Genomic DNA, 14,025 nt, shown 5'->3' on the forward strand with positions numbered 1-14,025 from the left:
AAAATGCAGTAGCATTTTCGAGGAGTCTACGATATGCGTAGAAATCAACCGCTTGTAAGGTATCAAAAATCAACATTAACCTTTAAAACAGCCATATTTTTAAATAGACTTTATTTGCATACTATGTTGTTTTTCTAATATTCACCATTTGAACTTTATCGATTATGAAAAGTAATCTGTTTTACCCAATTAGTTCTATTTTATCATTATTATTTGAATACTTTAATAATAGATGTGCTTTATTAGTATGTTTCCATAGACTGATAGGAACATTCTATCTAATATGGTCCATACACTCTTACGGGGATATAAAAAAAGTACCCATTCTTATTTTCATAAGAACAAGTACTTGAGTGAGTTGAATAATGTATTATCACTATCCATATGTGTCGGGAAACATTGCAAAAAACAGGAATATTTAAGTGTAATTAACGAAACGCTATTATGAAATTAAATCACTATTATTTTCATGTCGAATTATTTTGTAAATGCAGCTGTTAAAGGTGGGACAATTTGTTTCTTACGAGAAACAACACCTTTTAATGTAGCTGTGTTGTTATCAAGGGAAACACCGAATGCTTCTTCTACTTTTCTAACTTCCTTACCTAAAGCTAGTGCAACGGAATCATTATCTAGAATGTCTGTTACAACTAAGACAAATAAGTCTAAGTTTTTAGCTTCAAGAACAGTGTTGATAGCTGATTCGATTTCTGATTGACGAGAAAGTACATCATTAGTATCTACTGTATTTACTTGAGCTACTTCTACTTTTGCAGTACCCATAGAAAATTCTTTAGCGTCAATAGTTAATAGTTGTTCGATTGTTTTTTGACTTAGATCAGCACCAGCTTTTAACATTTGAAGTCCATACTCTTCGGCGTTCACACCAGCGATTTCAGCAAGCTCGTGCGCTGCTTCTACGTCTGCTTTTGTGCAAGTTGGCGATTTAAACAACAGGGAGTCAGAAATGATTGCAGAAAGCATTAATCCTGCAAGCTCTTTTGTAACAGGTACTAAGTTCTCTTTGAACATTTTGTTTAAAATAGTTGCTGTACATCCAACTGGCTCTATACGGAAGTATAAAGGATCTTTTGTTTCAAAATTAGCCACACGGTGGTGATCAATAACTTCTGCAATTTGAACATTTTTAATGTCAATTGCACTCTGTTGGAATTCATTATGGTCTACTAAAATTACCGCTTCCACTTCATTCGCAACTGTTTCTACTAAACGAGGTGCTTGTACACCGAAATGCTCTAAAGCGAACTTTGTTTCTTCGTTTACTTCACCTAAACGAACAGCCTCAGCGTCCATTCCTAGTTGTCTTTTTAATTCTGCATAAACAAGCGCAGATGTAATTGAATCTGTATCTGGATTTTTGTGACCAAAAACTAATACTTTTTCCATTTGTCATTCTCCTTTATGTTTCACTTCGACGAATTCATTTGCTACTCATCGATATTATGTATTTTACCTACGTTTAAACTTATCATTTTTTCATATAGGTGTTCAATAGGGCTTTATTAAAAACACGTGTTATTTTACAAACCAAACTTTAGAAATTTTATCTTCTTTTATTTCGTACATTGCGATTGCAAAAACTTCTACGCCATTTGCTCTGCCGGTTACATGCTCATGGTCAATTACGATATTGCCTTTTACCATTCGCGATACAAGGGCAGCGTGTTGATTTGGATTTTGATTGAATAGGTTAGAATAACGTTCACGCATTTTATCGATACCTTCATAAACTAATTCGTTTGATGGGAAATCGAGAATTTGTACATCTTCACTATATACCGAGAGAAATGTTTCAATGTCTCCATTGTTATAGGCATCTAATTGTGTTTGAGCTAATTTTTGAGATAGTTGTTCCATTTTTAAATCCTCCAATTAATTGAGCTATTACTTTATAGTTTGTCATTTATTATATAGAAAAACCTCTCCTATTAGAAGAAGAGGTTTTCTTATTTTATTATGCTTGCACATTTTCGTTCATTGGCTTTACTTTTTTTGAACGAGCGTATTGATATAAGAATAACGCTACAACAATGGTGATACCTGTAATGTCGGTAATCCAGTTACCGTTAATTAGTAAGATTGCTGCAATTAGTGCTGCTAGTCTTTCATACCATTGATATTCAACAAAAAACCAACGTTGAATGAAAGAAGCAAATGCAATAATACCGATTAGGGCAGTGAATATGTTAATACCAACGTCTAACCAGGATGCTTCCGGGTTTAACAATAGAATAGTCGGGTTCGTTGCAAAGGCGAACGGTAATAATAACGCGCCAGAGTCAAACTTGAATCCTTGAACACCAGTACGTATTGGTTCAGCCTTGGCTATTCCAGCTGTTGCATAAGCAGGTAAGTTAATTGGCGGTGTATCATCCGCAAGTACACCGTAGTATAGTACGAATAGGTGAGCCGCGAGTACCGGTACACCTAATTGTACAAGTGCTGGTGCGATCATTGCAGCTAAAATAACGTATGTTGCTGTTGTAGGAAGACCTAATCCAAGGATTAAGCAAGCAAAGACAGTTAAAATTAATGCAATGTATAGCTGTGTATTTTCAAAAACTAGGAATGACGGTAGTAGAGCTGTTGCATTTCCTGAGAAAGAAATAATCATGTTGGATAGTTTTAAAGAAAGACCTGTTAAGTTAACTACCCCAATCAATATACCAGCAGTTGCACAGGCTACGATTACGGCTAGAGAGTTTCTAGCTGCAAGTTCAAATCCGTTAATTAGTTCACGTAGTCCATATCGTACTGGTGCTGCTTCTACTTTTAATTTCTTTTGTCCAACAGCGAATACCACTGCAATGACTAAGCTTAATACAATTAATAATGGAATTTCATTTCGCCACATAATATCTCTTTTTAAGAATTGGTTAAGAAAATCAATTACGTACCCTAAACTGTATGCAAAACCAATTAAGATAGCTGCATAAAGTAAGCTTCGACCAATTCTTTCTTTAAATCGGTGTGCAAAGAATGCAAGAACTAATATTACTACGATGGAGAAGAATGCTGCGTTTGGTACAGTTGCCCCTCCAATTAAGAAGTATAGTAATACTCCAATTGGAAAGATTAAATACCCTTGTTGTAGCATAACTTTTCTTGCAGAAACTAGTTCGTCTTTTCTCAGTCCTCGAATATTATCTCTTGAAGCTTCAAAGTGAACCATTACTAGAATGGCTACATAACAAAGGATCGCTGGAATGAATGCACTTTTAATTATTTCTGCATATGGGATATTCGTATATTCAATCATTAAGAATGCCGCAGCACCCATAATTGGTGGTAAGAATTGACCACTTGATGAAGCTGCTACTTCAATACCACCGGCAACGTGTGGCTTGAATCCTACTTTTTTCATTAATGGGATAGTAAATGTTCCGGTTGTAACCGCATTAGCTGTAGAACTACCAGAAATACTTCCTAGCATACCACTTGCTACAACGGCTGCTTTTGCTGGTCCACCTTTATATTTACCGAAGGCACGTAATGCTAAGTCGATAAACATTTTACCAGCACCTGTGGATTCTAAGATAGCTCCGAATAAAATAAAGATAAATACGTATGTTGCAGAAACGTTAATTGGTGTCCCGAAAATACCAGCTGTTGTGTAGGCCATTTCGTAGAAGAAACGGTCAAAGTCTGCACGAACATGTCGAAATGCTCCATAGAAGTGTTCTCCCAAAAAGTAGTAGGCGATAAAGAAACCCGCTATGATAACAAGTGGTTTACCTACTACCCTTCTGGTTGCCTCTAAAACCAAAGCAACTAGCGCAACCCCTACCCAAACATCTAAATCGGACGGTCTAGCACTTAAAATCGATTGCGATTGTTGGTTTTGTATAATATAAGTACCTACTAAAATTGCAAATCCTGTTAAAACTAAGTCATACCAAGGAATAGATCGTTGGTTTAGTCCTTTTTTAATCGGGAACATTAAGAATACCAGGGTTAAACCCATTGTTAAGTGAAAAATCAAATGAGTTCTTGTTCCTACTCGCAGTCCAAAACCTGCTGTGTAAAAGTGGTAGATAGATAGAACTAAACTAGCCACAAGTATAATCATTGCCCATTTACCTGTTAAGATCCTATCACTTGCTTCAAGCTCTAGTGCTTTCGCAACTTCTATCTTATCGTGTTTATTGTTTTTCATCACATTCGCTCCTTTCTTTCAAGGAAAACTAACTCTTTAGTTTCCAATGAAAATATTCGATCCATTTAACATGTATAATGGCGAATTTTATATGATTTCTTGTGTACGGTGGTTCTGATAAAACAACTTCTTCCTCCTTGAAATGAAAAGTGTGAAGGTGAAGGTGAGAAGGCATCATATGAATAACATCTATTGGGTCATATAAATCTTTTAAGATATAAAAGCCGTCTTTCATTTCCACTGTGCCTTTTTGTTCATAAGGCATTCCAGCACCAAACGATCTAGTCCAGCTTTCCATTGCAAAAATTTGACCAGACTCGTCTACTTTAAACTTCTCTATTACTAATGATAGTTCAACAGAATGTATATACTCGTGTCGAAACCAATCATCTGGTTTGATTTCTCTTTGCCACAATATGTCCCCTGTTTTCACTTCTTCAATAACAAGGAATTTGTGAGGACTTGGAAGGTACAACATGAAAAGCGTGGACATGAGTATGAAGCTTACTACTACTATTGTTTTTTTCTTTTTAAGGTAGGAAAGGGCATTGCTAAGTTGCAATGCCCCTCCTTTATGTTCAACTCTATTACTTAACCTCATCGTAATAGCGTTGTGCTCCAGGGTGAACTTCGATAGACATACCGTCTAACGCAGTCTCTAAAGATACGTCACCACCACGTGCGTGAGTACCAGCTAATACATCTAAGTTTTCAAATAAAGCTTTCGTCATTTCATATACTTGGTCATCCGATAAATCTTTAGATACAATAATCATAGCTTGAACAGCTACAGTAGTTGCATCTACAGTTGTACCATAAACACTTGCTGGAATGTCGAAGCTAGTGTAGTAAGGGTATTTATCTGATAATTCTTTAACTTTATCAGCCGTAATGCTTACAATTGCAACGTCAGTAGTTGTTTTTAACGCTTCAATTGCACCTGTAGGAGTACCAGCTGTAATGAATGCTGCGTCAATGTTTCCGTTTTGGATTTCATTTGCAGCGTCACCAAATGCCATATATTCTGCCGTAATATCATCATACGTAATTCCATGAATTTCTAAAATTTGTCGAGCGTTTGCTTCCGCACCAGAACCTTGGTCACCTACAGCAACACGCTTACCTTTTAAATCTTCTACAGTAGTAATTCCACTGCTAGCAGATGTAACAATTTGTACAACTTCTGGATAAAGAGTAGCAATTCCGTAGAAATTATCTGTTTTGTCCGTGAACATTTGAGAACCTTCATGTGCATAGAAAGCGATATCATTTTGTACTAATGCGATTTCTGCTTTTCCATCGTGAATGTCGTTTGCGTTTACAACAGAAGCACCACTTGAAACTCCAGTTGCAGTTACATTATCAACGTTGTCCGTAATAATACGAGCCATCGCTCCACCTAATGGGAAGTAAACCCCTTGCTCTCCACCAGTTAAGATCGTGATGTCACTTACCCAACCGTCTCCATCTTCTCCACCAGTAGTACCGCCTTTGTTGGATGTACCACAAGCCGCTAATACCATACCAACTACTAGCATTAAAATTAATAGTAAACTATGCTTTTTCAAAATTATTCCCCCTCTATTGTTTTTTTGAAAGCATACTATAATTTACAAGAGCTGTTACACCCTTGAAATTAACATGTTTTAGAACTAGATATGTACTATAATAGATTGATACAATCGTATTTTGATTGTAACACATTTTTAATTCTTTGAAAAATAATATGACAATAAGATTACTTTTTTTGTATATTTTTACATTTTTAAAGTGATGAAGAAAGCTCATCCACGTGTGCGGATGAGCTTTAACTTTGTATATATTTATGCTAATTTGAGTTTTACTATACCTTTGTTTTAGTCAATGTCTTTTTTATTTTTACCTTTTACAAAGCGATATGCTAAGTAAGCAAAATATAGTGGTGTCGCAATGTAAATTAAATAAGGAAACTGTGCATATGTTCCTTTATATATGACATATAAAAGGCTTCCTAAAAATAGTGTTACAATCGTACCATATTTCGGAAGTGGTATTTCTTTAAAGCTAGGTATTTTAATTTTACTTATCATTAAGAAACAAAGTGCTGTAAAAATAACAGTTGTTAATATTTCAGGGAATTTGCCACCAAATAGGGTTAATAATGCTAAGATTCCTCCTGCAGCTGTGATTGGAACACCTGTGAAATATTTTCCAGATGAATTAGATGTACTAACGTTGAATCGCGCTAGTCGGAACGCTCCAAATAGAGGGAATACACCAGCCACCATGAATCCAATTAAGCCGAACTGAAAAAAATATGTATAATACACTAGAAATGCAGGTGCTACACCAAATGTAACTACATCTGCAAGTGAGTCTAATTCTTTTCCTAACTCACTTTCTGCTCTTAACATTCTCGCAACGCGACCATCCATACTATCTAACATCATACCAATTAGGATTAAAATTGCAGCGTTGCTGTATTGGCCGTCTGCAGCAAATCCAATGGATAAAAATCCACAATACAAGTTACCTAACGTGAACAAATTTGGAATACTTCTTCTAAATCGAATACCCACTGGCTTTCATCACACTCCATCTTTTCATAACCTTTACCTATATCTTTTGCTATGTAAGTTAAATTCATTTAATTTCGTTTTGCAGTTTGAAGTAATACATGAAGAAACTCATTGTAGTTCACTTTAAACCATACAAAAATATAGTTTTTACTATAATTCAGATTATATCACTTTCACGATAAATTAGCTTAAAAAATTACACATTTTGTTATATCACGTAACAAAATCATTTTCAATTACTACTCTATAGCCCCCTTAACATCATATAATGATAAGTCTAATTCTGTTTGTTTCCCAATTGCTAGCTTCGCTAATTCTGCTCCTATATATGGTCCGCTTGTTAATCCAGACGCACCTAATCCATTTGCAACTAACACTCCACTTAAGTTCGGTACTCTTCCTAATACCGGTAAAAAGCCTGGTGTGAATGGTCGGAACCCTACTCTTGTTTCTACCAATGTACTTTGACCAAGTCCAGGAGCAACCTCTAATGCTTTACTAAATATTTCATTAAGTCCACTAGGGGTAACTCGAAAATCAAATCCAACATTATCTTCATGTGTAGCACCTACCACTACTTTCCCTCCACCAAAGGAAAGAATATATTGATTATTCGGAGGCATAACAACTGGCCAGTTTTCAGTATTGGCATTTTCCATTTCTAAATGCACTATTTGTGCTTTTTGTGGTTTAACTAGAAATTCTATTCCTAGAGGGTCGAGTAGTTCTTTTGACCAAGCTCCTCCAGCAACTATTACTTCCTCTGCCTCGAATACTTCTTCATTAACTGTAATTCCGGTGACTTGTTTTTGGTAAAAGTTAATCGATGCACTACCTCTAATACATTTAACCCCTCTTTTTTCAGCTGCATTAATCAGTGAATTTCTTAAAGCTCTACCATCCACGCGAGCAGCGCCGCTAATGAACACAGCCCCATACTCCGTTGATAACGGTGGAAATAGTTTATTTGTTTCTTCTGGAGATAATATTTTAATATCCCCAATTTCAGGGGCGTCTTCTCTTCTTTTATGTGCACGTTCTGCCATTTTTTCTAATTTCAGAGGATCGGAATGAAGACTTAATGCTCCTACTTTCCTATATCCTGTATTTGTTTCTCCATCTTGCTCTAATTGTTCTATTAAAGTTGGATAAAAGCGAGCGCCACCTTTAACAAGTCCGTACCAAGCTTTATTTCTTCGTTGGGAAATCCAAGGACAGATAATTCCTGCCGCTGCATCCGTTGCTTGTCCCTTATCAAATCTATCTACTAACGTAACATCTACACCACTTCTCGCAAGCTGATATGCTGTCGATGCCCCAACAATCCCCCCGCCAATTACTACTATTTTCTTCATAATATAACACCTTTTCTATCTAAGACTTAATCAACTATATCTAGTTTACAAGAACCATAACCATATACTCAAATACTGTTATGGGAAAAGTTACAGAAATATTAAAAGTGCCTGGCACTTTTAATATTTCTGTAACAAAACTTTTTTATTTTCAGAACTTTCTATATTAGGTAGAATGGGGTTAATGGTAAGTTTAGAAGGAAGTTAAGTTAAGTTAGGTTAGTTTAGATTAGGAAAGAGTAGGGGTGTAAAGTTTATGTGGAATCCTAGGTTAGTTGCTTATTCTAAAGAATATTTATTAGAGGCGACAATTGGTATGTTGCAAAGGGATATGGAAGAGGGAAAAATTACTTCTCGCGATTTAGTTTTAATGTATTTAGATAGAATTGCAATTTATGACAAAGAAGGTAGTGGCATCAATTCGATTTTAGAAGTGAACCCCGATGCCGTTCAGATTGCGGAAAGCTTGGATGTTGAAAGAGTTTGTTCAGGTGCACGCGGCCCACTTCATGGCATTCCAGTTCTACTGAAGGATAACATAGATACAGCAGATAAGATGCATACGAGTGCAGGCTCACTTTCCTTGGCTGCTAATGTGGCTGAACAAGATTCTTTTGTCGCAACGCAACTTAGAAAAGCTGGTGCTGTTATCTTAGGCAAAACCAATATGACCGAATGGGCAAACTTTATGTCGGAAAACATGCCTAGTGGGTATAGTTCCCGAGGAGGCCAGGTTCAAAATCCTTACGGACCAGGGAATTTTGATGTAGGAGGTTCTAGCAGTGGTTCAGGCGCTGCAATTGCCGCTAACTTCGCAACTGTTGCAATAGGAACCGAAACGTCTGGCTCTATTTTAAGTCCAGCTAGCTCTAATTCTTTAGTAGGAATAAAACCAACAGTAGGATTAGTAAGTAGAACTGGTATCATTCCAATTGCACATAGCCAAGATACTGCCGGCCCAATGGCTAGAACTGTGAAAGACGCGGCCCTTTTATTATCGGTAATTTCTGAAAAAGATAGCAGTGACCCTGCTACTTTAACTAATCCAATTATCAACAAATCTTATGAAGATTTTTTACAATCGGAAAATCTTAACGGCATCACAATCGGTGTGGCAAAAGATCCATTTTTCTCTTATTTAACAGAGGAGGAAAAAGGGTTAATGGAAAGTGTAATAGGAGATTTAAGAGCTCTTGGAGCTACGGTTGTGGAGGAAGTTGAAATTCCTTCTAGTAAGGAAAAATGGGACTACAATACTTTAATATATGAATTTAAGCCAGATTTGAACGCATACTTAAAAACTACTAGCAGGGACGTGCCCGTTTCTAACTTGAAAGAAGTCATAGAATTTAACTTACAAGAACCGAACACACGGTTAAAATACGGACAAACTTTGCTAACAAAATGTGAAGACACAAGTGGATCTTTAACAGAGAAAGAATACGTATTAAGTAGAGAGAAGGATATATATCTTTCACAAGAACAAGGAATAGATGCAACATTAGCAACTTATTCCCTCGATGCAATTTTAACACCTAACAACTTTGGCGCCGGTATACCTGCAAAAGCTGGTTATCCTTCCATTACAGTACCAGCAGGTTATTCTTCTGAAGGCAAACCAATCGGCGCAACGTTTACTTCAGGTGCATACGAAGAAGGAAAACTCATTCAAATCGGCTATGCCTATGAGCAAAAAACAAAGCATAGGAAACCACCGGTACTAGAGAACTGATACTATTAATATACCGATCGAAGCTTTTAATTGCTTGATTAAAAAGATCCAACACTTTTCACTAAAGTGTTGGATCTTTTGTTTGTTACAGCAATGTTACAAGTACCTGTAAAGTTATCGTAATACTAGGTTACTTTGGGTATAATATGTTGGTATTTGAAAGTTGGGAATTTGTCTTTTGGGTATAAACATTTATAAAAATATATGTTAAAGTATTTATTGTGATTACTTTTAATATTAACATTTAACAGCACTTCCATATGTCCACCTGAAACAAACATTTATCTTTTTAAGGTGTACACGAAAGCGTTTGCAAAGAAACAAATCTATATATTTAAGGAGGAATACATATGTCTAGTACTATTTTAGATAGTTTTTTACAAGAAAACCTCGAAGATTTAAAATCAAAAGGTCTTTTTAACGTCATTGATCCTTTAGAAAGTCCAAATGGACCAAAAATTAAGATTGGTGGACAAGAGTTAATCAACCTTTCTTCTAACAACTATTTAGGGTTGGCAACAGATGAAAGATTAAAAGAAGTAGCGATTAAAGCGATCGAAGATTTAGGTGTTGGAGCAGGAGCAGTTCGTACAATCAACGGTACACTAGGGCTTCACGTTCTATTAGAAGAGACAATTGCAAAATTCAAACATACGGAAGCAGCAATTGCTTACCAATCTGGTTTTAACTGTAACATGGCAGCTATTTCAGCTGTTATGGACAAAAACGATGCAATTTTATCTGACGAATTAAATCACGCATCTATTATCGATGGCTGTCGTTTATCTAAAGCGAAAATCATTCGTGTAAAACACTCTGACATGGACGATTTACGTGCAAAAGCGAAGGAAGCAAAAGAGTCAGGCCTATATAACAAAATCATGGTTATTACTGATGGGGTATTCTCAATGGATGGGGACATCGCTAAGCTACCAGAAATCGTGGAAATTGCAGAAGAGTTTGATCTTATAACATATGTAGATGACGCTCACGGTTCTGGAGTTTTAGGAAAAGGTGCTGGGACGGTAAAACATTTCGGTCTATCTGACAAAGTCGACTTCCAAATTGGAACACTTTCAAAAGCAATCGGTGTTGTTGGCGGATACGTTGCAGGTAAAAAAGAGTTAATTGAGTGGTTAAAAGTTCGAAGCAGACCGTTCTTATTCTCTACTTCTTTACCACCAGCGGATATCGCAGCGTGTATTAAGTCTTTAGAAATCATCATGGAAAGCACAGAGCTTCATGATAAGTTGTGGGAAAACGGAGACTACTTGAAAAAAGGCCTTAAAGCTTTAGGATTTGATATCGGTGATAGCGAAACACCAATCACTCCTTGTATCATCGGGGATGAAACGTTAACGCAACAATTCAGTAAACGCCTATTCGAAAGTGGCGTGTACGCAAAATCAATCGTATTCCCGACTGTACCAAAAGGAACAGGTCGTGTACGTAACATGCCAACTGCCGCACATACAAAAGATATGTTAGACGACGCTATTGCTATTTACGAGAAGGTTGGAAAAGAATTAGGTGTTATTAAGTAATACAACAGTACTTGAGGGGAAATATTCTATTTCCCCTCAAGTATTGATTAATCAGCTAGAATGCATTGGGGGATTTTCAAAATGAAAAAAATATTAATTACTGGTGCTCTTGGCCAAATCGGTTCTGAGCTTACATCTAAATTAAGAGAAAATTACGGAGCAGAAAACGTTATTGCAACAGACATTCGTAACAACGGTAGTGACATTACGGAATCTGGTCCATTTGAAATATTAGACGTTACAGATGCAAAATTAATGTTTGAAATTGCTAAAACCCATGAAGTAGATACAGTTATTCATTTAGCTGCTCTATTATCTGCGACAGCCGAAGCAAATCCGTTATTAGCATGGAACTTGAACATGGGAGGATTAGTAAACGCGTTAGAAGTTTCTCGTGAACTTAATACACAATTCTTTACACCAAGCTCAATTGGTGCATTCGGTCCAATGACACCGAAAGATTTAACACCACAAGATACTATTCAGCGCCCAACTACGATGTATGGTGTGAACAAAGTTTCTGGTGAGTTATTATGTGACTACTACTTCCATAAGTTCGGAGTAGATACTCGTGGACTTCGTTTCCCTGGTTTAATTTCTTATGTAGCACCTCCAGGAGGCGGAACTACTGACTATGCGGTAGAAATTTATTATGAAGCAATTAAAAATGGTCGTTACACTTCTTACATCGACAAAGGTACATACATGGATATGATGTACATGCCTGATGCGTTAAATGCGATTGTTAATTTAATGGAAGCAGACGCAACTAAGTTATCTCATCGTAACTCGTTTAATGTGACAGCAATGAGCTTTGAGCCAGAACAAATTGCTGCTGAGATTAGAAAACATATTCCTTCTTTTGAAATGGACTACAAGGTAGATCCAGTTCGTCAAGCTATCGCGGACAGTTGGCCAAATTCTATCGACTCTAAATGTGCAAAAGTAGAGTGGGGCTTTAAAGCCGACTACAATTTAGAGAAGATGACGGTTGATATGTTAGAAAAATTAAAAGTTAAACTACAAGCTTAAAAATTAGGACTGCCTCTTTAATCGAGAGCAGTCCTTTTCATTTACTTTAACTCTTCATTCAATTGCTCAAAAAGGTTCTTTAATGTTTCTTTAGGAATTTTATTATATTGGTCCCCTATACTTACTTCATACGTACTATTCCCATCACTCTTCTCTTTAATATACCCTGTGATTCCTATACCTGTTTCCTTATATAACTCAGTAAAAATGCGCTGTAAAACTTCTTTTGGAGCATCAATATGAACATGGAACATGTTAGAAACAGGAATTTCAGGGATAGTTGACACTTTTGAACAACCATTATAAAGTTTTGCAAGTTCTACTGCCGCTCTATAATATTGCTCCATCTTATGAAGTCTTTCTTCAAAGTAATAATCCGCAGCCACAATATAAGGATATAGACTAATCAAATCTCCTCCGTACCGCTTTTTCCAAATTTTCGACTCTTTCATAAACTCTTGACTTCCAGCGAGAATGGCACCCGCTACCCCACCAATGCCCTTATAAAAAGAAATGTATACACTATCAAACAAACGGCAAATTTCAGAAGCAGTTTTCTTATAATATGGTAAAACTTCGTAAAGCCTTGCTCCATCTAGGTGCAGTCTAATTCCTCTTTCTTTGCAATAACTAGAGATTGATTCAAGCATTTCATAACTAGGCAACTTGCCTCCGATTTCTCGTTGTGGTAATTCTAATAATAAGCATGCTATATCCTCTTGCATGTTAACGACATCTTCTAATTCTATAACTCTACTTTCGTCTGCTAATAATACGGTCTCGATCTTATGTAACTCTTTCAACCCATCCTCTTCATGAATTTCGAGATGACAAAGTGGATGGTATGCAACTTTATATTTGTGTTTTTCATCCGCCCATATTCTTAATGCGATTTGTTGGGCCATTGTCCCACTCGGGAAAAACACTGCTGACTCCTTCCCTAAAAAATCCGCCATTTTCTCTTGAAATTCTTCAATTATTTTACCTTGTCCATACATATCACTTTCTTGGTCCTCGTCCAGCGACATGATTGCTTTTTGTAAAACTTGAATATTTCTTATACCGTGTCCATGTAGCTGATAGTTTGCATCTTTGTAAGCCTGTAGCAGTTCATCCTTAGCCATTATATCCATCTCCTTTTATGCCAACTATAAATGCAATTTGCAAATTCACTTTAATTTTATCACTGACACCTTTTGCATGCATTATTATCCATTCTTCGCTAATTGATTTATTTATACCTACATGCTAAATTTAATCTGAACAAAGCGTTTAAACTTTTAAACATTTAAACTTTATAAAAGGGGGTTTAATAGATGGGGAAAAAAGCTTTGGACATACTACGCACATGTATCCCCACTTTTCAGGCGTTAAGTGATCCACATCGACAAGACATTATTTTGCTTTTAGGTGAACATAAAAAATTAACAGTAAATGATATAACAGGCTACTCTTCTTTATCTCGCCCAGCTATTTCTCATCATTTAAAAATTCTTAAAAGTAACGCCCTTATAAAAGTAGAACAACAAGGTACTCAGCGGTTTTATTCATTAGCACTTGAAGATTCATTAACATTATTAAAACAATTAATTGAATCCGTAGAAAAAGATTGTCTTTAAAACTGATA

12 protein-coding genes are annotated in these 14,025 nt (G+C 36.2%); 4 read left to right on the top strand and 8 right to left on the bottom strand.

Translation table 11 applies throughout. The features are described from left to right. Window positions 1-477 precede the first annotated feature (477 nt). From CDZ89_RS16545 to CDZ89_RS16575, 7 genes are all read right to left on the bottom strand, one after another. Window positions 478-1,407 carry a manganese-dependent inorganic pyrophosphatase gene (locus tag CDZ89_RS16545; RefSeq protein WP_096155511.1) on the bottom strand — a complete coding sequence of 310 codons (930 nt, stop codon included), beginning with the start codon at window positions 1,405-1,407 and terminating at the stop codon, window positions 478-480. A gap of 129 nt (window positions 1,408-1,536) precedes the next feature. Continuing rightward, complete coding sequence (locus CDZ89_RS16550; protein WP_096155512.1) at window positions 1,537-1,878, bottom strand: nuclear transport factor 2 family protein; 342 nt, start codon at window positions 1,876-1,878, stop codon at window positions 1,537-1,539. Between the two features lie 97 nt (window positions 1,879-1,975). Further along, entirely contained in the window at window positions 1,976-4,177 is a 2,202-nt protein-coding gene (locus tag CDZ89_RS16555; RefSeq protein ID WP_096155513.1) for a TRAP transporter permease, read from the bottom strand. A 28-nt stretch (window positions 4,178-4,205) separates the two neighbouring features. Next, a complete protein-coding gene (locus tag CDZ89_RS16560) occupies window positions 4,206-4,739 on the bottom strand; it encodes a DUF1850 domain-containing protein (RefSeq protein WP_157842768.1) in 534 nt (177 codons plus the stop codon). 25 nt (window positions 4,740-4,764) lie between these two features. After that, window positions 4,765-5,745 carry a TAXI family TRAP transporter solute-binding subunit gene (locus tag CDZ89_RS16565; RefSeq protein ID WP_096155515.1) on the bottom strand — a complete coding sequence of 327 codons (981 nt, stop codon included), beginning with the start codon at window positions 5,743-5,745 and terminating at the stop codon, window positions 4,765-4,767. A gap of 288 nt (window positions 5,746-6,033) precedes the next feature. Further along, a complete protein-coding gene (gene pssA, locus CDZ89_RS16570) occupies window positions 6,034-6,729 on the bottom strand; it encodes a CDP-diacylglycerol--serine O-phosphatidyltransferase (protein WP_096156998.1) in 696 nt (231 codons plus the stop codon). 245 nt (window positions 6,730-6,974) lie between these two features. Continuing rightward, on the bottom strand, window positions 6,975-8,090 hold the full coding sequence (locus CDZ89_RS16575; protein WP_096155516.1) for an NAD(P)/FAD-dependent oxidoreductase: 1,116 nt from the start codon (window positions 8,088-8,090) through the stop codon (window positions 6,975-6,977). A gap of 256 nt (window positions 8,091-8,346) precedes the next feature. Between CDZ89_RS16575 and CDZ89_RS16580 the strand changes: the two genes are divergently transcribed. The 3 genes from CDZ89_RS16580 (at window position 8,347) to CDZ89_RS16590 (ending at window position 12,398) form a co-directional block, all read left to right on the top strand. Then, window positions 8,347-9,822 (top strand): amidase family protein, encoded by a 1,476-nt coding sequence (locus tag CDZ89_RS16580; RefSeq protein ID WP_096155517.1) that lies wholly within the window; start codon window positions 8,347-8,349, stop codon window positions 9,820-9,822. 350 nt (window positions 9,823-10,172) lie between these two features. Beyond that, the gene (locus CDZ89_RS16585; RefSeq protein ID WP_096155518.1) at window positions 10,173-11,366 is read left to right on the top strand and encodes a glycine C-acetyltransferase; all 1,194 of its coding nucleotides are present in this window, start codon (window positions 10,173-10,175) and stop codon (window positions 11,364-11,366) included. A gap of 81 nt (window positions 11,367-11,447) precedes the next feature. Then, window positions 11,448-12,398, top strand: a complete 951-nt coding sequence (locus tag CDZ89_RS16590) for an L-threonine 3-dehydrogenase (protein ID WP_096155519.1) — start codon at window positions 11,448-11,450, stop codon at window positions 12,396-12,398. A 41-nt stretch (window positions 12,399-12,439) separates the two neighbouring features. Here the strand turns inward: CDZ89_RS16590 and CDZ89_RS16595 are convergent, their stop codons facing one another. Next, on the bottom strand, window positions 12,440-13,522 hold the full coding sequence (locus tag CDZ89_RS16595; protein WP_096155520.1) for a threonine aldolase family protein: 1,083 nt from the start codon (window positions 13,520-13,522) through the stop codon (window positions 12,440-12,442). Between the two features lie 192 nt (window positions 13,523-13,714). On the opposite strand from CDZ89_RS16595, the gene CDZ89_RS16600 reads away from it, so the two are divergent. Beyond that, window positions 13,715-14,017, top strand: a complete 303-nt coding sequence (locus CDZ89_RS16600; RefSeq protein WP_100334018.1) for an ArsR/SmtB family transcription factor — start codon at window positions 13,715-13,717, stop codon at window positions 14,015-14,017. Window positions 14,018-14,025 lie beyond the last annotated feature (8 nt).

Source organism: Bacillus alkalisoli (assembly GCF_002797415.1).
Lineage (GTDB): Bacteria > Bacillota > Bacilli > Bacillales > Bacillaceae_I > Bacillus_CD > Bacillus_CD alkalisoli.

Excerpts from the sequence above, each read along its gene's own strand:
- CDZ89_RS16550 (WP_096155512.1), bottom strand. The coding sequence starts at position 1,878 with ATGGAACAACTATCTCAAAAATTAGCTCAAACACAATTAGATGCCTAT.
- CDZ89_RS16590 (WP_096155519.1), top strand. The coding sequence starts at position 11,448 with ATGAAAAAAATATTAATTACTGGTGCTCTTGGCCAAATCGGTTCTGAG.
- CDZ89_RS16575 (WP_096155516.1), bottom strand. The coding sequence starts at position 8,090 with ATGAAGAAAATAGTAGTAATTGGCGGGGGGATTGTTGGGGCATCGACA.
- CDZ89_RS16555 (WP_096155513.1), bottom strand. The coding sequence starts at position 4,177 with ATGAAAAACAATAAACACGATAAGATAGAAGTTGCGAAAGCACTAGAG.
- CDZ89_RS16585 (WP_096155518.1), top strand. The coding sequence starts at position 10,173 with ATGTCTAGTACTATTTTAGATAGTTTTTTACAAGAAAACCTCGAAGAT.
- CDZ89_RS16600 (WP_100334018.1), top strand. The coding sequence starts at position 13,715 with ATGGGGAAAAAAGCTTTGGACATACTACGCACATGTATCCCCACTTTT.
- CDZ89_RS16595 (WP_096155520.1), bottom strand. The coding sequence starts at position 13,522 with ATGGCTAAGGATGAACTGCTACAGGCTTACAAAGATGCAAACTATCAG.
- CDZ89_RS16580 (WP_096155517.1), top strand. The coding sequence starts at position 8,347 with ATGTGGAATCCTAGGTTAGTTGCTTATTCTAAAGAATATTTATTAGAG.
- CDZ89_RS16545 (WP_096155511.1), bottom strand. The coding sequence starts at position 1,407 with ATGGAAAAAGTATTAGTTTTTGGTCACAAAAATCCAGATACAGATTCA.